At 56.5% G+C, this 17,638-nt stretch carries 17 protein-coding genes and 2 pseudogenes; 6 read left to right on the forward strand and 13 right to left on the reverse strand.

Going from position 1 to position 17,638, the window contains the following annotated elements:
* Positions 1 to 279 precede the first annotated feature (279 nt).
* On the reverse strand, positions 280 to 1,113 hold the full coding sequence (locus tag DMX10_RS04595; RefSeq protein ID WP_111260008.1) for a metal-dependent hydrolase: 834 nt from the start codon (positions 1,111 to 1,113) through the stop codon (positions 280 to 282).
* Positions 1,114 to 1,236: 123 nt separating this feature from the next.
* On the opposite strand from DMX10_RS04595, the gene DMX10_RS04600 reads away from it, so the two are divergent.
* The 3 genes and pseudogenes from DMX10_RS04600 to DMX10_RS04610 all read left to right on the forward strand — a co-directional run.
* Positions 1,237 to 2,256 carry an AraC family transcriptional regulator gene (locus DMX10_RS04600; protein ID WP_111260009.1) on the forward strand — a complete coding sequence of 340 codons (1,020 nt, stop codon included), beginning with the start codon at positions 1,237 to 1,239 and terminating at the stop codon, positions 2,254 to 2,256.
* A gap of 48 nt (positions 2,257 to 2,304) precedes the next feature.
* Positions 2,305 to 2,379, forward strand: a pseudogene (locus tag DMX10_RS04605) (MBL fold metallo-hydrolase); the annotation flags it as partial.
* Between the two features lie 199 nt (positions 2,380 to 2,578).
* Positions 2,579 to 3,193, forward strand: a pseudogene (locus DMX10_RS04610) (transposase); the annotation flags it as partial.
* A 529-nt stretch (positions 3,194 to 3,722) separates the two neighbouring features.
* Here DMX10_RS04610 and istB read toward each other — a convergent pair.
* Together istB and istA are read right to left on the reverse strand one after the other, a co-directional pair.
* Positions 3,723 to 4,526 (reverse strand): IS21-like element ISPst3 family helper ATPase IstB, encoded by an 804-nt coding sequence (istB, locus tag DMX10_RS04615; RefSeq protein WP_010454871.1) that lies wholly within the window; start codon positions 4,524 to 4,526, stop codon positions 3,723 to 3,725.
* Positions 4,519 to 6,018 (reverse strand): IS21-like element ISPst3 family transposase, encoded by a 1,500-nt coding sequence (gene istA, locus DMX10_RS04620; RefSeq protein WP_024012635.1) that lies wholly within the window; start codon positions 6,016 to 6,018, stop codon positions 4,519 to 4,521. The genes istB and istA overlap by 8 nt, the downstream gene beginning before the upstream one ends.
* Before the next feature lie 720 nt (positions 6,019 to 6,738).
* Between istA and DMX10_RS04630 the strand changes: the two genes are divergently transcribed.
* Complete coding sequence (locus DMX10_RS04630; protein ID WP_003464995.1) at positions 6,739 to 7,584, forward strand: AraC family transcriptional regulator; 846 nt, start codon at positions 6,739 to 6,741, stop codon at positions 7,582 to 7,584.
* Between the two features lie 29 nt (positions 7,585 to 7,613).
* Here the strand turns inward: DMX10_RS04630 and DMX10_RS04635 are convergent, their stop codons facing one another.
* On the reverse strand, positions 7,614 to 8,132 hold the full coding sequence (locus tag DMX10_RS04635; RefSeq protein WP_003464991.1) for a YkgB family protein: 519 nt from the start codon (positions 8,130 to 8,132) through the stop codon (positions 7,614 to 7,616).
* Between the two features lie 730 nt (positions 8,133 to 8,862).
* On the opposite strand from DMX10_RS04635, the gene sdhC reads away from it, so the two are divergent.
* The gene (gene sdhC / locus DMX10_RS04640; RefSeq protein ID WP_005005993.1) at positions 8,863 to 9,237 is read left to right on the forward strand and encodes a succinate dehydrogenase, cytochrome b556 subunit; all 375 of its coding nucleotides are present in this window, start codon (positions 8,863 to 8,865) and stop codon (positions 9,235 to 9,237) included.
* 467 nt (positions 9,238 to 9,704) lie between these two features.
* Here the strand turns inward: sdhC and DMX10_RS32345 are convergent, their stop codons facing one another.
* The 4 genes from DMX10_RS32345 to DMX10_RS04655 all read right to left on the reverse strand — a co-directional run bounded on the left by DMX10_RS32345 (position 9,705) and on the right by DMX10_RS04655 (position 13,163).
* A complete protein-coding gene (locus tag DMX10_RS32345) occupies positions 9,705 to 9,983 on the reverse strand; it encodes a hypothetical protein (protein ID WP_146602984.1) in 279 nt (92 codons plus the stop codon).
* Positions 9,984 to 10,578: 595 nt separating this feature from the next.
* Entirely contained in the window at positions 10,579 to 11,286 is a 708-nt protein-coding gene (locus tag DMX10_RS04645) for a Crp/Fnr family transcriptional regulator (RefSeq protein WP_003090707.1), read from the reverse strand.
* An 81-nt stretch (positions 11,287 to 11,367) separates the two neighbouring features.
* The gene (locus tag DMX10_RS04650; protein ID WP_021219115.1) at positions 11,368 to 11,940 is read right to left on the reverse strand and encodes a hypothetical protein; all 573 of its coding nucleotides are present in this window, start codon (positions 11,938 to 11,940) and stop codon (positions 11,368 to 11,370) included.
* Positions 11,937 to 13,163, reverse strand: a complete 1,227-nt coding sequence (locus DMX10_RS04655; protein WP_003090706.1) for a sterol desaturase family protein — start codon at positions 13,161 to 13,163, stop codon at positions 11,937 to 11,939. Before DMX10_RS04655 ends, DMX10_RS04650 begins: the two co-directional genes overlap by 4 nt.
* 212 nt (positions 13,164 to 13,375) lie before the next feature.
* On the opposite strand from DMX10_RS04655, the gene DMX10_RS04660 reads away from it, so the two are divergent.
* Positions 13,376 to 14,068, forward strand: coding sequence for an SDR family NAD(P)-dependent oxidoreductase (locus tag DMX10_RS04660; protein ID WP_021219117.1), 693 nt, complete (start codon positions 13,376 to 13,378; stop codon positions 14,066 to 14,068).
* A gap of 309 nt (positions 14,069 to 14,377) precedes the next feature.
* Here the strand turns inward: DMX10_RS04660 and DMX10_RS04670 are convergent, their stop codons facing one another.
* The 5 genes from DMX10_RS04670 to DMX10_RS04690 form a co-directional block, all read right to left on the reverse strand.
* Positions 14,378 to 14,644, reverse strand: coding sequence for a hypothetical protein (locus tag DMX10_RS04670; RefSeq protein WP_003464988.1), 267 nt, complete (start codon positions 14,642 to 14,644; stop codon positions 14,378 to 14,380).
* 169 nt (positions 14,645 to 14,813) lie between these two features.
* Positions 14,814 to 15,095 (reverse strand): DUF427 domain-containing protein, encoded by a 282-nt coding sequence (locus DMX10_RS04675; protein WP_003464986.1) that lies wholly within the window; start codon positions 15,093 to 15,095, stop codon positions 14,814 to 14,816.
* A 67-nt stretch (positions 15,096 to 15,162) separates the two neighbouring features.
* Positions 15,163 to 15,435, reverse strand: a complete 273-nt coding sequence (gene grxC / locus DMX10_RS04680; RefSeq protein ID WP_005005995.1) for a glutaredoxin 3 — start codon at positions 15,433 to 15,435, stop codon at positions 15,163 to 15,165.
* Between the two features lie 453 nt (positions 15,436 to 15,888).
* Positions 15,889 to 16,635 carry a ferredoxin reductase gene (locus DMX10_RS04685; protein WP_002118292.1) on the reverse strand — a complete coding sequence of 249 codons (747 nt, stop codon included), beginning with the start codon at positions 16,633 to 16,635 and terminating at the stop codon, positions 15,889 to 15,891.
* On the reverse strand, positions 16,628 to 17,230 hold the full coding sequence (locus DMX10_RS04690; protein WP_003464980.1) for a sulfite oxidase-like oxidoreductase: 603 nt from the start codon (positions 17,228 to 17,230) through the stop codon (positions 16,628 to 16,630). Before DMX10_RS04690 ends, DMX10_RS04685 begins: the two co-directional genes overlap by 8 nt.
* Positions 17,231 to 17,638 lie beyond the last annotated feature (408 nt).

A 17,638-nucleotide genomic window follows, 5' to 3' on the forward strand; every position in this document is an offset into this window, starting at 1 on the left:
GCGTAGGGTGGGCTTCAGCCCACCGTTCTCTCTCTCTGCTCCAACTTCTTCGCCTGGTTCTGGATAAGTGTGCGCTCCAATTTCCCGGTGCGCGCAGCACACCCTACGACGGGGCTTCGAGCTCTTTGTAGGCACGACCTACCCATAGGAGCGAGCTCCGCTCGCGAAGCCCTTCGAACGAACCGCAAAAAGAGCGGTGGGCTGAAGCCCACCCTACGATCCCCTTCCACTCCAGAAACGACAACGGCCCCGAAGGGCCGTTGCGTTAACACCGAGGAATCACGCCGCCGCAGGCACGCCGTCGAACTCCTCGCGGGTCTTGTGCAGCAGTTCGAGGTTGTCGTGCTGCCAGGGGTGGAAGCCTTTCTTGAAGAAGTCCATGTACGCCGGGATCAACTGGCGGAACATGCCGTTCTTGCCCCACATCCAGCTCAGGCCGTCGCGCCAGACGCGCCAGTTCCACAGCAGGCCGTCGCGCTTGAGCATGTGGATGAGGCCGCGGTGGGTGTCGAGCATGAAGAAGAAAGTGCCCATGATCATCGCCCGGCGCAGCAGTTTGCGGCTGCCGCAGACCTGGTTGTAGACGTCGAAGGCCACCGCCTTGTGCTCGGTTTCCTCCAGCGCGTGCCAGCGCCACAGGCGGGCCAGGGTCGGGTGAGCGCCGGCGATGTGCTCGGGGTTCTTCAGCAGGCCGTCGGCCATGATCGCGGTGATGTGCTCCAGGGCGGCGGTAGCGGCCAGCTGGCGGCGCTTGGAGAACTTCTTCTGGGTGTAGCGGATGCGCGCCTGGGCGCGGCGCTCAATGCGGCCGATGTCGTAGCCGAGGTCGCGCAGGCGGTTGCTGTATTCCAGGTGCTCGCGGCTGTGGTGGCCTTCCTGGCCGATGAAGCCGCGGATCTGCTCCTTGAGCACCGGGTCGGTGATCTCCTCGCGGAAGTTGCGCACCGAGTCGATGAAGAAGCGCTCGCCATCGGGGAAGAGCACCGACATGGCGTCGAACAGGTGGGTCTTGAAGGCATTGCCACTGTGCCAGTGGCGCGGCAGCGGATTGGGTAGGTCGAAATCCATGTGTCGCGGTCGGATTACCAATCCTTCTGGGGTCGTGCTGGTCATGGGGACTCCCTGAGTCTATGCAGAAACCACGCTCCAACTTTGGCTTGCCGGGTTTTGTCGGACAAGGTTATCTTCTGCCAATCATCGGGTCATATCTGGCCACGGCCGACAACAAGAATACTCATGAAGCAACCGCTGACCTTCTCTGCCGAACTGGTGCCCGTCGCCTATGCCGAGGCGCTGCTGGCCCTCGCCGAAGAGCTGGGCGTAGCCCGCGAAACCCTGCTCGCCCAGGCTCGGGTGCGACCGGAACTCCTCCAGAGCCCCAATGGCCGCCTGTCCTTCATCGACTTCAACCTCCTGGCCAGCGCCGCCCTGGTGCTGTGCGACGAGCCGGCGCTGGGGCTGGTGCTCGGCCAGCGGCTGAATGTCTCCACCCACGGCATCCTCGGCTACGCGGTGCTCTCCAGCGCCAACCTGGGGCGTGCCCTGCAGTTCGCCATGAAGTACTACCGGGTGCTGGGCCTGGCCTACGAACTGGAGCTGGTGGAGCAGGGCGACGACCTGCAGATGCGTGCCGTCGAATCCTTCCCCATGGGGCCCCTCGGGCGTTTCGCCGGGGAGGGGCTGATGACCAGTTTCTGCACCATCGCCCGCTTTCTCCTGGGCGAGGAACTGCACGGCCTGCGCGTGGGCTTCGCGCACCCGGCGCCGGCCTACGCCGCCCGCTATGTCGAGGTGTTCGGCGCCCCGGTGGAGTTCGAGCAGCCGTACCACTGGATGACCCTGCCCAAGCACTACCTCGACCGCCCCATGGCCCTGGCCAACCCGGCGACGGTGCAGATGTGCGAGCAGCAGTGCGAGGCGCTGCTGGCCACCCTCGACGTGCAGGACGCCCTGCTGACCCGCGTACGCCGCCTGCTGCTGGCCCGCCCCGGCGACTTCCCCGACCTCGACAGCGCCGCGCGCTCGCTGCACACCAGCGGGCGCAGCCTGCGCCGCCACCTGGCGTCCATGGGCACCAGCTACCAGCAGGTGCAGGACGAGGTGCGCAAGGGCCTGGCCCTGCAGTACCTCACCACCACCCACCTGCCGCTGTTCGAGATCGCCAGCCTGCTGGGCTTCAGCGACCCCTCCAACTTCCGCCGTGCCTTCAAGAAATGGACGGGCAAGCTGCCCAGCGATTATCGTGCTGACCCCTGATCCGACCGGCCCGCACAGAGGCCGGCGACCTGGCCTGGAGGACCGGCAATGACCGCAGCGCAACCCACCCTGATCCGCGAGACCTTCCCCGTCGGCCCGTTGCAGTGCAACTGCACGCTCATCGTAATCGAAATGTAGGGAGTGCGGACAAGTCCTCTAGGGCTTGCTATACGTGGTATCTGGCATCTTCTTGCGAAGTCCATATGGACATGGCTTTGATGTGGACATGTGAAGTGATCCCGTGTCCACATCAAAGCCTTCTCAGGCACTACCCGTCGGCCGACCAGATTTTCTCGCTGGGGAGTCTTGAAGAGTGCCTGGTGAGCGATGCGCCACGCAGTTCGATCTCACCCCGGAACGCCTTATCGGCGATACCGCTTATGGCACCGCCCCGATGCTGGCCTGGATGGTCGAAGAAAAGGACATCGAGCCGCATGTGCCGGTGTGGGACAAGACCGAGCGCAAGGACGACAGCCTCTCCAGTAACGACTTTCACTGGAATCAGGACGCCAATGAATATCGCTGCCCAGCCGACAAACCGCTGCGCAGTGAATGGCGCGCCTTCACCCAGCAAAGGTCGCGGGTGACCAAGGCCAACACCATCATCTACCGCTCCAGCCAAACCGACTGCGCTACCTGCTCGTTGAAAGCGAAATGCTGCCCCAACACGCCGAATCGGAAGATCGTCCGCAGCATCCATGAGGCTGCCCGCGACGTGGCTCGACGCATCGCCAAGACACCGGAGTATCTCGTCTCTCGCTGCGAACGAAAGAAGGTGGAGATGCTTTTCGCCCACCTCAAACGGATCATGAAACTCGACCGTTTACGACTGCGTGGCCTAACGGGTGCCACTGACGAATTCACTTTGGCGGCCACGGTGCAGAACCTGCGCCGCATGGCCAAGCTTTTGCCTCAAGGGCCACCGCTGATGGGATAGGTACGCCTGCTACGAGCAGAAACCCTCAAATTAACCCTTACACCTGAGCAAGGACGCTCAGTGAAACGCCGAAAGGCAACTTGAAGTGGCTTGCAGCCACTTCGACAGCAGGCACACTTGATCCGCAGGCTGCCGCTGAAGCTACTTTTTCAACAGAATCGACCGACAGCAGTCGTCTGCTAGATGCGGCTTTTGGCCATAGCCAGCCAAGCATTTTGGCTTCATAGCTACTGATCTGAGCGGCGATCAGATTAATCAGTTAGCTGCCGATTTAGCTTCTGTCCTCACTGTGCTTCAACCAATACAAGATAACCCAGGATCAATAGTGGCCATGCTGTTGGCGCTGATGGAAAATTGACCCACCCTGCCGATTGAAATTTGACCCAGGGCGGATTGCTGATTTTGTTACCAGCAACTGTGGATAAGTCTACCAGCGCAGCTGCTGTTGCCCCCACTCCTTCGCTAGCCCAGTTCAGTTGTTTAAGACCTGCCACACGCAGCCATGTAGCAGGCCGTCGTCGCCATGAAATCAGAACGGCTCATCGTCCTCCGGTTCCTGGCCGCCCTTACGCTTTCGCTCCCGTGATTTGATCTTGGCCTGGGCCGCCAAGCTACTGTGTTGCAGGCGATAGGACTCGTTACCGGTTTCGACGATGTGGCAGTGGTGGGTCAGCCGATCCAGCAGGGCGGTGGTCATCTTGGCGTCGCCGAACACGCTCGACCATTCGGCGAAGCTCAGGTTGGTGGTGATCACCACGCTGGTGTGTTCGTACAGCTTGGACAGCAGGTGAAACAGCAACGCACCGCCGGCCTGGCTGAAGGGCAGATAACCCAGTTCGTCGAGGATGACCAGATCCATGCGCAGCAGAGCTTGGGCGATCCGCCCGGCTTTGCCGTCGTGCTTTTCGCGCTCCAGCAGATTGACCAGATCGACCGTGGAGTAGAAGCGCACGCGCTTGCCGTGCCGGGTGATGCCGGACACGGCCAGCGCAGTGGCCAGGTGGGTTTTACCGGTGCCAGGCCCACCGATCAGCACCACGTTCTGCGCGGTGTCGGTAAAGGCCAGACTGGCCAGTTCGCTGATCAAACGAGCGTCTGCGCTGGAGGCGCTGAAGTCGAAGCCGGCCAGGTCGCGGTGCATCGGCAGCTTGGCCATGTTCATCTGGTGGCTCACCGAGCGCATGGCGCGATCTGTGTGCTCTTGTTCCAGCAGGTGTTCGAGCAGCCACTTGGACGAGGCTGTGTTCGACTCACCCTGCGCAGTCAACTCCGCCCAGGCCGTGGCCATGCCGTGCAGGCGCAGCTCCTTGAGTTCCGCCATCAAATCACGCATGACCGATCTCCTCGGTCTGGCCACGCAGGCGGTCGTAGCGCGCCGTGTTAGCGACGGGGGCTTCCTTGAGCGACAAGTGGGTTTCGACGCTGGGTGGTGGTTCGGTCGCGGCCAGGCGCGCCACGACATTGAGGATGTGTTCGGCGCTCAGGCTGCCGCTTTCCAGTACCAGCTCAACAGCCACCAGCACCGCATCGAGCCCGGCGACCGGTACGGCAGCCAGAACTTGCGCCATGATCCGGTCACCGCCGGCATGACGCCCCAGACCGTGCTTAAGCTGACGCAGCGGCGCCGGCAGATCAGCAAAGGGCGCGCCGTTGCGCAGCGCACCGGGCTTGCGTTCGATCAGCGGGAGGTAGTGCTGCCAGTCATAGCTGACCTGGTCGCGATCCAGCAAGCGGACATGGCTGGCGATCAGCGCGTCGTCAGCCACCACCTCGATTCGCGTCGGATACAAACGGCTGCTGACCCACTTACCCGCATACTCACACGGCACCGAGTAGCGGTTGCGCCCGACGCTGACCAGGCAGGTGCTGGAGACCCGCGCAGGCCGCTCGACGTAACCGTCGAATGGCGCTGGCACAGGCATCAGTTCAGCGCGCTCCAACTCCAGCACTTCGGCCACACTCAGCCCGCTGTATTGAGGGTGCGTCAGCTCGTTCCAAAGCGCGCGGCAGCGCTGGCCCAGCCAGGCATTGAGTTCCTCGAAGGAGTGAAACTGGCAGTCCTGGGCGTCTAGCCAGATACGCCTGCGGCTGTCTTGCACGTTCTTTTCAACGATGCCCTTTTCCCAACCAGCGGCGACGTTGCAGAAGTCCGGATCGAACAGGTAATGCGCGCACATCACCGCAAAGCGCGCATTCACCGCCCGGCCTTTGCCCTTATTGACCTTGTCGACGGCGGTCTTCATGTTGTCGTAGATGCCCCGGCGCGGCACGCCGCCCAAGGAGCCGAACGAGCGTGTATGGGCGTCAAATAACATCTCATGGCCCTGGCTCGGATACGCCACAAGCCAGAACGCACGGCTGGCACACAGCTTCAGATGTGCCACCTGCATACGCCGGTAAATGCCGCCGACCAGCAAGCCTTCCTCGCTCCAGTCAAACTGAAACGCCTCGCCAAGAGCAAAGGTCAGCGGCACAAAGGCCTGCGACGCCTTGCCCTGTCCCCCTCGCCAGGCACGGATAAACGCGGTGAGCTGGCTGTAGCCACCGTCATAACCTTCGGCTTTGATTTGCGCCAACAGCGCCTTGGCACTGCGCCGCTGTTGCTTGGGCCGCAGCGAATCGGCTTTTAGCGCCTGCTCCAGCGTGGCGTGAAAAGGGCTGAGTTTGTTGAAGATCGCGCGGCGTTGGTAGACCGGCGGCTTGGCCTCAGGTGCTCTGACCCACTTGCGAATCGTGTTGCGCGCCAACCCGGTGCGCTTGGCTATCTCATGCAGCGACAGCTTGTCGCGGAAATACATCCGGCGAATTTTGCCCATCATTTCCATACTGATCACCCTGTGTTCTCCTGCTCAAAAATTGAGCAGAAGCAGTTGAACACCTGGGTCAGTTTTCAGTCGGCAGAACAGCCTCTACTGGGTCAGTTTTCGGTCAGCGGCAACAGATTAACCATGTTGCTGGCTTGCCACCAACACCGCTCAAGGTACGGGTGGACATTTCCCCGGAAATTTTCGAAAAGGTCGCTTTGGATGACAGTGTGTTCGTTTTCGTACAGACGCTATCGGGCTCCAAGGTACCTCTCGCTACCATACGACTTAAGGTCTCAAGTCTGCCGGCCGAGGTGGAGTTTTCAGGCGCTGATGCAATAGTTACCAGCAACACCTTATCGCAGACAGCCGCGATTCAAGTGACTGCTAGGGTCTCTAGGGGAGGGAAGAGTAGGTCGGGGGAATGGTTGGGCCGAAGCTCGACGACATTAAATTCGAAGAGCGCTAGGCTGAAGCTTACGATCAACCTTCCGGATATCTGATCGACTGCACCGCAAAGTGCTGTTGCCAGGTACTGTAAAATAGAAGAGTGAGCACTTGATTTGCTGGTGCTTTCAAACAACGGTGTTGTTTTTTTAACAGCCGAACTGGAAAGGGAGGCTGAGCTGCTCAGTGATCACTTTATCCGTTGGCTGATTTACGCCGGCATGTTCGCTACAGGCACTGAACGACAACGCAGATGGTATGGTCTGTGCGTTCTGACTCGTCAAGGATCGGCCAATGGATCGTTTGTCTAATTTGCTCTCGCGGTTCGGCGTGCGGGCCAATCTGTTCTATGACGGCGACCTATGCGGCTCTGCATCTTACGATGGCGCCGAGCGGCGAGGTTATATCCATCTGCTTCAGGCCGGCAGCGTGACGTTGCTTGGTCCCGATCGCAAGGATTTGCAGCTCACTCGCCCTAGCTTGATTTTTATGCCACGCCCCGCCAAGCATCAATTGTTTGCGGGTGAGTCCGATGGCGCAAAGTTGTTGTGTGCTTCCATGGAGTTTGAGGGCGGAATTGATAATCCTTTGTCGGCTTCATTACCGGACTGTTTGGTGCTCGCACTCGATGATCTGCCCATGCTGGCAGACACGTTGGAGTGGATGTTTGCCGAGGCGGCAAATGTGCATTGTGGAAGGGAAGCCGCGCTTGAGCGCTTATTTGAGCTCCTAATCATTCTGTTGCTCCGTTACCTGCTCGATCATCACCAGTTGCGCACCGGAATGATGGCTGGACTGGCCGACATGCGGCTTGCCCGATCGCTTTTACAGATGCACAACTCCCCGGAACATGCCTGGTCAATAGCAGAGCTGGCCAGTGAGTCAAATATGTCACGCGCTGCGTATGCCGTGCATTTCAAGAGTGTCATCGGACAGACGCCTGCTGATTATTTGTTGAGTTGGCGAGTTAGCCTGGCTCAGAAGCTGATGCGAGAAGGGCGCTCGATTACGCTGATTGCAGCTCAAGTCGGCTACGAAAGTCCTTCGGCGCTGTCTCGCGCATTTAGACGCAAGACGGGGTTGAGCCCTCGTGACTGGTTGAAAGATCTGGCGGGGGAAAATGATGGCAAAAAGGCCTAAGGCATTACTGCCTTAAGCCATTGAAAAAATTATGCATTAATTTTACGTTTTTCCAGTTCAACCAGCGAATGGCCTGCCACAAATATCGAAACAGCAAGCAACCCTAAGTCTTTAAGCAGAAACTGACCTGGCGCAACGGAAATCGCCGGAAACCCTAAACTAGGCTCAATGACGCCCGGAGTGGAAAACATAAAGCTAAGGGTTGTGAAGAACAGGCCTGCAGACAGAGCGCCTCCTACCACGGATAGTTTGGGCGACAGCATGCGGCCTGCGATCAGAGTGCCGATCGAAATCTCTAGTATGCCGAGCAGGCTGGAGAACATGTCGACCGAAAAAATGCTATACACCCATCCCAAAAGCGGGCTGTTGCTCACCAGTGGAACCAGGCCCTCGGCCTCGTAGTGGGTAAATTTCATGCCGCCGAACCAGAAGTAAATAATAGCGAGAGCCAAGTACGCGCCATAGATACCTAGCCCCATAGTTTTGGTTCCAAGCGTTAAGTGGGCCTGTACGCTGGACTTCGAGTTTTCAATGCCTATGGTTTTCATGTCTGAGCTTCCAGTAGTGAGTGAGAGTGTGTTGGCTGCCGAACGCCGTATGCGTTGGCGATGAGATGATTATGGCTGGCATCTCTAATCAAGAGGCATCAGAAAGTATTGATTTCAGTGCAGATCGTCTTGGGCGGTGCAATTCGCGATGAAGGGATCGCCGTGGAGAGCGATGAGTGCACTATTTCGATAAAGGAGTCGTTTTACATAGGTCGATGAAGCGCGTTGCGGCATCGCCTACTGTCATTTCTCAAATCTGACTATGGGGCTTGGGGCGAAGGGCGGCACTGACTAGGCTTAGAACAGCTACCAACTAGCCGCGCGGCCGCGATGCACAAAGAATGGTAACTGAGCCGTGAGTGCGGTGGGCGCCCGCATTTATTTCCAAACCCTACAGATACATCGATCTTCGACTTCAACCGGGCAGATAGCTGTTGCAGCAAGCCTATCAATCGACTTTGACGTGTTAAAGAGGATAGGTTTTCCAGGGTTGGGGAACAGCATGCCCTGCAGAACGACACACGTCACTTTTGTTAAATTAATAAGCTAGCTACCTATTGGGCATAACCTTGCAATTTGCTTCAATTTACGCACATGCACTTGCGACCTCAAAATGCAACGTAAGCCCCGAATATCTCCATTATTGTCGCCGCCAGCCTTAGTTACAGCTGCTATGATGAATGAGATCGAAAACTGAAATCCCCCACTAGAATTGTTGACTGGAGTCAAAATGAATAAAAAGCGGCCGGTTAATCTTGATATTCGAACCATTCAGCTTCCTCTCACGGCGCTTACATCGATTCTGCACCGGATTTCAGGAATTATGCTCTTTATTTTTCTGGGACTGATACTGTATATGCTGAGCAAATCGTTGGAGTCAGAAAAGGGTTTTAATGAAGTCAAGGAGATTTTTTCTTCACCTTTCGGCAAAGTTAGTTTCTGGTTGGTATACTCTTCATTTATTTATCATCTCGTAGCCGGAATTCGACACCTAGTTATGGATGTGGGTGTTGGTCATACTTTGAAAGGCAGCAATCGCGCCTCTACTATTGTTTTAGTAGTGTCGGGTGTTTTAATGGTTGCTGGCGCCGTATGGATTTGGTAGCTGTGGAGTCGTAATGCGTATTTACAAGGACTAAAAGCGTCCTTTAAAGCTAACTTACGAAAGTATTTATAATCGACGGTTCACGCTTAAACGGTTGAATCCTTTCGGGCTTCCGAATAGCTGTTAGCTGAAAGCTATCATGAGCTAAGTTTTCTGTGCATCATCAAATGTGTTAATGGGAGCGCCATAGTACTAGGTACAAATATGGCTCTAGGACAATGTTAGATGTTTTGGATTTTGAGGCGGATCGCTCTTATCGAAGATCGTCTAATTCGCTCTGAAGCGCAGGTTTTTTGAAACTATCACCTGGTTGGCACACTGTGCGAATCAACATCAGATATGAGAAAGCCAATCAGGTGAACACTACCCTCGAGGGCTCATCTGTCCAGTTAAAGCCTCGAGTCTTTCTGGGTGCGCAAAAGACAAGAAGGTTATATGGGAAAATTATGAGGCCTGGATACCATGCGTCATGGGCGTGCCGATGCTGTGAGTGACAGAGCGAGAAGCAAGTGAAAGTCCCTGAAGTAGGGGCGGGATGCGCCCGAGTGGCATTTTTTCTGGTTTTTTATGGTTATAACTGTGCCATAGATATATTTTTCATCTTGGTCAATTATTATTTTTCTCGCACTATCAGTGCGGATTGGAAAGTCAATATCGGCTCCTACTAATGACACGAAGAAATTAGTTAGCGCGATGTCGCTTTTTTTTGTTGAAAAGGAGACGCCGTAGTTTTTAACAGTGAACATTGCTGATCAATTTCCTTTTGATTCTCGAAATATAATATATTCGTTAGTTTTTTAGCTTGTAAAATTTATTATTCACTTCAAGCCTGCCCAGCTCCATTAATGTCATGTGTTGAAGCAGGCGGCTGTCGATATGTTGCAGCTTGATATTAACATTGTGGCTGAGGACGTAATACATCACTACGCATTCTCAGCGCGGTAGCCTGGATGACCACTGGTGGAAAATGCTCCGCAGTTTTCCACCCTACAGGGACTTGATGGCTTTGTAGGGTAGACAACGCCTTCTTGTCCATCAGCTTTTGCGAGCGACAGCAATGGGTCGGACACACCATTGTCGACCGGCCGCTTTTGGCCGATTCAAGCCTGACGCGATAGACCGGACTCGGCCAAAAGCAGTCTTTGATTGGTGACCAAGCGGCCCTCGTGCGGGGGCAGTTATTAGGCCCAAAGGTCTCTAGGAAAGCCGGGGCTATTGATAGGGCCGGTTCACCTCTAGCATTGTGGTCAGGTGGTACTGATGAAGTCAGGTGGTGAGTCCACTCATGATCAACAGCGATGCACTCGGCCCTGCGAAAATTACATCGAGATTAGTGCCGGCTCAGTTAGCCGCGTGCTCAGAAAGCCCAGCTGGATCAATTACTCGAATATGCCGAAAACCGATCTTAATCAGTCCCGCCTTTTCCAGTTGTTTTAGCAGCCCGTTGATAGTCTGGCGGGAAGAACCAAGTATGGAGGCTAAATCCGCCTGAGAAACATTCAAAATAACTTCCTCAGAGCCTGTTGCCGGTGGTTGCAGCAACAACAGTTCTGCTAAACCTGTACGCAGCCGTTGCAGCGGCACGATCATCTGGCCATCGGCAAAGTGCCGCATAAAAGCGGCATAGCGCTTGGCAATAAAAAGTGTAATTGCCTTGCAATAGAGAGGTTCCTCTTCAAGGATTCGCTCGAATTGCTGCAGAGGCAGCATTAGTAATTGCACATTGGTATCGGCGATCACAGCCACATCGGCCTTTTCGCCTGTAATCAGGGCGAGGAAGTTGAACCAAAATCCTCTCTCGCCAATCATATAAAGCTTCTCCTCACCCTCGAATAGCAGCCGCGAAACCCGCACGCGCCCCTCAAGCACTACTGAGGCTGCAGTCGGTCGGCTGCCTTGGGCAGTGATCACCTGCCCTTTGCGATAGTGGCGCAATACGGAAGACTGGATGATTTTGTCTTGCACTTCCCCCGGCAAGCTTGCGAACCAGTCATCTGCCTCGCGCAGGCGGTAGATTGTCTGATGGGCTGCGTCATCTATGTTTTGCATTTGGAAACCTTGGAAACATCGATGTTGGGTCTTAACCACATTCGACAGTTTCCCAAGATATGGGATGCAGGGGAAGCCGAATTAACGGCTCGCAGCTAACAGCGGCACCACCCTATCCCGGTGCAGCAGCAGCAGGGCTAAAGACAGCAAGTAGTGCAGCCATTGGATGCCAGATAGCGGTCCGAGCATCTCTTCACCGGTTGCACCGGCCGCTAGACTAACGATGAACACTAGCGCCGCCCCGAGTGGCATTACCCGCCGCGTCACTAAGGCTGTGGCACAGATTAACAAGACAGAGCCAAGAGGCACCAGCATGCGCCAGGTGTCAAATCCCGACACGCTAATCACCACCCCGAAGCTCCCAACCAAGAGCGCGAAGCGCCCTGCGGCCGTGATGCGCTGAGCAACAGAGTCATCTGGCCAGCGCAGTGCAATGACCAGCAGCGGGAAACCTGCGCTGGCGGCAACCAGGCCGGTAAAGCGATGTGGGCCGGCGAACAACTCACCATACTGGTAATGCAGTGTACCAATCGCTGCCGCCAGGCCGATCAGGCCGCAACCAATGGCTAGAGCAGGGCGCTGGCGCAGCTGGACAAAGGCAATGGAAAAGGCAACCACAGCCAAGATCAAGTCGGAAATGGCATCGGCATTCATTGGGAAGTCCACAAAGCAGCAGGTTTGAAGGAAGTGCGGCTGAGCCATGCAGCGCTGCCTAGCATTACAACCAATAACATCAGCTTGAGTGCGATGGGCATACTAAAACCGAACCAGTCAGGTAGAGCAGCAAAGGCAATGCCCAGTCCTATGACACGGCACTGCTCAAAACGCCGTGCATTGGCACGTCCTTCCAATAGTGACGTGAGAGAGATTGCCGAAATGGCAAAGCCAGCGGCGTAGAGTGCCAGTAAGGTCTTCGGCAAGGTGTTGAGTAGCGTCAGAAAATGCATGAGGAACAACATTGCAAGCACCTGATGCACTACCGCATAGCGTTTGACCGCATCGGGTGTACACGGATCGTAATACTTAAACTGCGACGGCTCGTAAGGCTCGCTCGCCTCATCGTGCCAGCCACCAGGTGGTGCCAGCCAGACGCCAAGTTTAGCCCGCCAGCCCGGGGTGGCTTTGGATTTCTGCCAGAGCTCAATGTAGTAATGCATGTTGCCCCAGAATGGGTTAAGGCTCTGCAACGGTGTGCGCACGCCGTAGATGACCTTCTCGTCCTTGCGCTCCTCGGCGAAGGTACCGAATAGGCGATCCCAGAGAATCAGAATGCCCCCGTAGTTTGTGTCCATGCAGTAGTCATTTTGCCCATGATGGACGCGATGGTTTGAGGGTGTGACGAAGATGCGATCAAGCCAGCCCAAACGACCAATTACCTCGGTATGCACCCAGTACTGGTAAAGCAAGTCGATCAGCAACACCCCGGCAAACACGCTGGGCGGCACACCGGCCACTGCCATCGGTAGATAGAATATCCAGCCCAGAAGTGCGCTCGTCGAGGACTGGCGTATGGCTGTTGCCAGGTTGAAGTACTCGGAAGAGTGATGCGATACGTGCCCGGCCCACAGCAAGCCAATTTCATGGTTCATACGGTGATGCCAGTAGTAGAAAAAGTCGTAGGCCACAAGGGCTCCGACCCATACCCACAGGCTATCGCTAGGCAAGGTCGTGGCGCGGTAGGCTTCGAATACCAGAGTGTAAACGCCCAGTTTCGCCAACTTGGTGAACGCCCCAACCACCTGGCTCAATAGACCATATTGGTAGCTGCTGATGGCATCAGGTATGGAATACGCCGCTAGCCCGCGGCGGTGCGCCAGCCATGCTTCCAGCAAGGTGGTGGTTAAAAAAATCGGTATGGCAAACACGATCAGATTCATTGCGCGCGATCCTTTTCTCTCGACTCAAGAAAGTTGAGCGGCTGATGGCTTTCAGCGACTCAGCGACCAGGCAAGTTAGCACTCTTGACTGTGCCCACTTGTCGGCTCGGCGACAGGTTCTGCACGGCAATAGTGGCAACCTAGCTGACCACTCGTGCCGGGGCTCAGTGCTCAGTGCAGCCCTGGTGTAGTCCACTTCAAGGAGAATAAGCGTGAGTAAAGTAGTCGCAATTAGCGGTGGATTCGGTTGTCTAGGTATAGCGGTAGGCGAGGCGTTCGCGGCCAATGGTTGGCGGGTGGCCCTGATTGATCAGGCCAGCGTGCCGCGACCCCTGGCCGACACGGCGCGCTCTGAAAAACTGCTTATCGGCGCGGTCGATCTAACCGATCTGCACATGGCAAATTGTGCAATGCAGCAGGTGCAGCAGCATTTTCAAGGATTAGATGCGCTCATCAACGTGGCGGGTGGTTTTCGCTGGGAGACCATCGAGGGCGGCGATCTTGCGACCTGGGATTTGATGTATCAAATGAACGTGCGCACTGCCGCAACGGCTAGCATGGCCGCGCTGACACACCTGAAGAAAGCCGAAGCCGGGCGCATTATCAACATTGCAGCCGGAGCGGCCAGTAAGGCCAGCCTAGGCATGGGGGCCTATGCTGCAGCAAAGTCCGGGGTGATGCGCCTTACGGAGGCGTTGGCCGAAGAGTTGAAAGATCAGCGCATCACGGTCAATGCGATCATGCCATCGATCATCGATACCCCGCAGAACCGCCTCGATATGCCTGATGCGGATGCCACCCGCTGGGTTACGCCAGAGCAGGTCGCTAATGTGATCGTATTTTTAGCCTCTCAGGAGGCTAGTGCAATCACAGGTGCAGCTATCGCTGTAAATGGGCGGTGCTAATTTTGTGTCTTAAGGTAGATCGCGTAGCTGTTCTTCAGAATAATCTTCAGAGCGTTGACGACAGCCATCGCTGTGCATTCCTCAAGAATAGAATGTGTCGGAAGGGTGGCGTCATTGGTGTTAGTCATCGCTTAGGATTTCTCAATCTGGCTTACACGGGCGCCTGTACCGATATCCCCGCGGATGGCGACGTATCGATGTTGAATTCCTCGCCAGACGAAGTGCAATGAGCTGCGGCTATAGGCTTGCGCAGCCTTAGATAGCCGGCCGTCGCAGGCGCGCCGGTTGGCCGGGATCTTCTTCTGCCCGTCAGGTGTCCGGTCGGAACTCCAGCACGAACGCTACGACCTTTTCGGCGGACATTTCGCACGGCTTCAACAATGTCCTATCTGATGTAACGCGGAAGAGGTTGAAGCTGACAATGTCAGTCCCGTCCAACTCCCTGGCGAACAGACTGTTGCGACGTCCGTCCCCAGATCGCCGGACGATCAAGCTGAAACGCCGGCCTTCATAAGTCCCTTCTCTGTATCCCTCCGCAAGCTTCGCGAAAGCGGCATCGAACTCGGAATGCTCCATGTCATCCATCCTTATTGATAGAACAGAGGCGCGGCGGGTGCGAGACCGCCAGTGCCGGGTCGCGCTAAGGTGCCGGGCAGATTCCTGCAGCCGACGAGGCCCGGGGTGGGCAGGATAATTGAGATGTCGGCGCCCGCATGGCTATCAGCGAAGTCGTCCGTCCAGTCTGCTAGGCAACGTCCACGCCTTTCCAGAAAGCGATGTAATCCCGGATACCCTCGGCATCCGGAGTGGGGGCGGGATAGGTCCAAGCGGCGTTCACGTTGAGCGCGTCACCCGCGCGAACATGAAAGAAGCGCGCGGCGCCTTTGATCGGACAGACAGATGTGTGCGGGCTCATCTCAAGCAGGCTCAGGTCGACTCCTGACGGTGGGAAGTAGTGATTTCCCTCGACGATGACTGTTTCGTCGCTTGTGGCGATAGTAGTGTCTTTCCAGATGGCTGAGACCAACGGACTCTCCTTTTGTATTCATCAACCGGCGAAGGCTCGCGGGCTGGCTGCCCCAAGCCGCACCTCCTCAGGTGGCAGGCGGGTTGCGCCCGAGAAGTTTGTCGAGCTCGCCTCTGACATCGAGCGCGAATAGCTCATCGGAGCCACCGATAAGGGTGCCATTGATGAAGATCTGCGGCACGGAGCTTCGCCCCGACGCTTCCGCCATGGCCTGCCGGTGAGCCGGATCCGCCTCAATATCGAGCTCCTTCCATCGCACGCCCTTTTCCTTGAGGAGCGCCTTCGCTCGGCGGCAGAACGGGCACCAATTCGTGGTGTACAGCAATACATCAGTTGTCATATTGCATCTCCGGCAGTTGCACGCGGATCGCTGTCATGGCGTTGATCTCCAATTCGCGGCGTTCAAAGATGGCGACTGCACCTTGGCCGACATCGGAGCAGATGCTGACGATTGGCCGCTATCCAGGCGACATGGCCCAAAGTGCTTTCACCGCCAGGCAGAGGCCGCACGCGCCTCCTGTAGCGCCGAGCCGATGCTCTAAGGTAACCGAGCCTCGATTGGGACGGAAGCGGTCCCGCTCGAATCGCCCATCATGCTGGTCGAGCATATCAGGACGACGGATAGTGCAGGAACTTTCAAATTGAGCTTGATGTCGAGCCAGGTATCGCGAGCGAAGGCGTTCTAGAGGCCGGGGGGTACGAAGACTGTGTTCGGCAAAACGGTTCACGTTGATCGCCAAAGCTTCCCAGGGCGCACGTCTACGATCGGCGCGACGTGAGATAGCTCGCGCCGCTAGCCCCCGTAGCGCTCCGTCTTGATGATGGAGGCGTCCAAGCCCGCCAGCAGCGCGCTATCGGTTGCGATGTTGACGAATCCGTTAGACCCGCAGACGAACACTTGCGTCGGCTTTCCCTGAAGCCTGGTTAGAATTTCTTGGACCATCATGCCGTCGATCCGTCGCGCAAAGTCCGATGCGCGAACCGGTTTCTCGCGCGTAATCGCGAGCGCCAGGACGAACGCCGGATCGCTGATTTCGATGCAATGAAGTTCTTCTGAGAAGAGAACGTCCTCGGCGGTTCGTGCGGACAGGAGCAACGCTGTCGGAACGGCTTGGGCCAATGCGCGGCGCTGCCGGATCATTGCCATCAACGGCACGAGGCCGGAGCCTCCCCCGATCAACAGAACCGGATCTATGGCAGGCTCAGGCCAAAGGAAATGGCCACCGAGCGGACCGCGAACTTCGATTTCGTCACCAATCGCCGCGATGTCGTGAAAAAACGGCGAAACTTCGGCATCCGGCATGCGCTCGATAGCTATCTCGACGATCGGGGTCGAAACTGCCGATGACGCGATCGAGTAGCTGCGCATTGCACTGTAGCCGTCGGGCGCGGTCAGCCGGATATCGACGTGCTGACCTGCGGTGTGCGCGAACGGCTTGCTCAACCGAAGGAAGAAGCTCTTGATACTCGGTGTTTGCTGGATGATGTCGTCGATCACGCATGATTGCCACGAACGGACTTGCGCTTCGTTTTCAGTCATGGGTGTATCGTTGTTCGCGCCACGGATCGCCGTAGATGTGATAGCCGTGCAGCTCCCAAAAGCCGGCCTCGTCACGCGTCGTGAATTGCAGCGCATTCACCCATTTGGCGGATTTCCAGAAGTAAAGGTGCGGCACTAGAAGACGCGCCGGCCCCCCATGATCGCGGGAAAGTGGCTTGCCCGCATAACTGAGGGCGACCATCGCTTTCCCGGAAAGCAGATCCGTCAGAGGGACGTTTGTCGAATAATTATCGTAGCAGTGCGCCAAGACGAAATCGGTAGGCCGATCAAGCTCTGCATCTGCAAGGATGTCTTCAATGAGTACACCCTCCCAAACGGTATCCAGTTTGGACCAAGAGGTGACGCAGTGAATATCCTTTGTCACCTGGGTCTTTGGTAGAGTGTTGAATTCGCCCCAATTCCACGTTTTGACGGGCTTCGGACCAATTTTGACTGTGAATTTCCAGTCGGAGGGCTCTACCCTCGGCGTAGGGCCGGCCGACAGAACAGGGAAATCCTCCACCAGATGCTGACCTGGCGGAATCCGATCGGACTGGTCGCCTGAACCGCGACCGGTGAAACCTCTGGTGACCATAGTGACCCCTCTTGCTCGATACGGCAGACCGAAGCCGGCCTTCATTTCAGTACTCTGCGTAAAGCATTTGCCCGCACATCCGCCGAATAAGCCAATCGACTAAAAATCAGATACAGATGCTCTATCATCGTAAAAAATCGCGTATCGAACATAGCGTCAGGCCAGCATGATTCCCAATACCCAATGGCTATAGGGTAGATAACCCCAAGGCTGCGTACGCTGATCTGCGGTATGCGGAGCGGAAGTTGCAGGTTCGCTCTCAAACGGATGGGCAGCGTGCAAAGCTCAAGGCTCACCAGCGCATGGTTGCCCAGTTCGCGCTCGCCGGCAGCTTGAGTATATTAAGGACGAAATGTCGATCTGATCTATTCTGGCTTCAGGAAATAGGGAAAATAAGGTCGGACGTTC

This window comes from Pseudomonas sp. 57B-090624, assembly GCF_003234055.1.
Lineage (GTDB): Bacteria > Pseudomonadota > Gammaproteobacteria > Pseudomonadales > Pseudomonadaceae > Metapseudomonas > Metapseudomonas tohonis.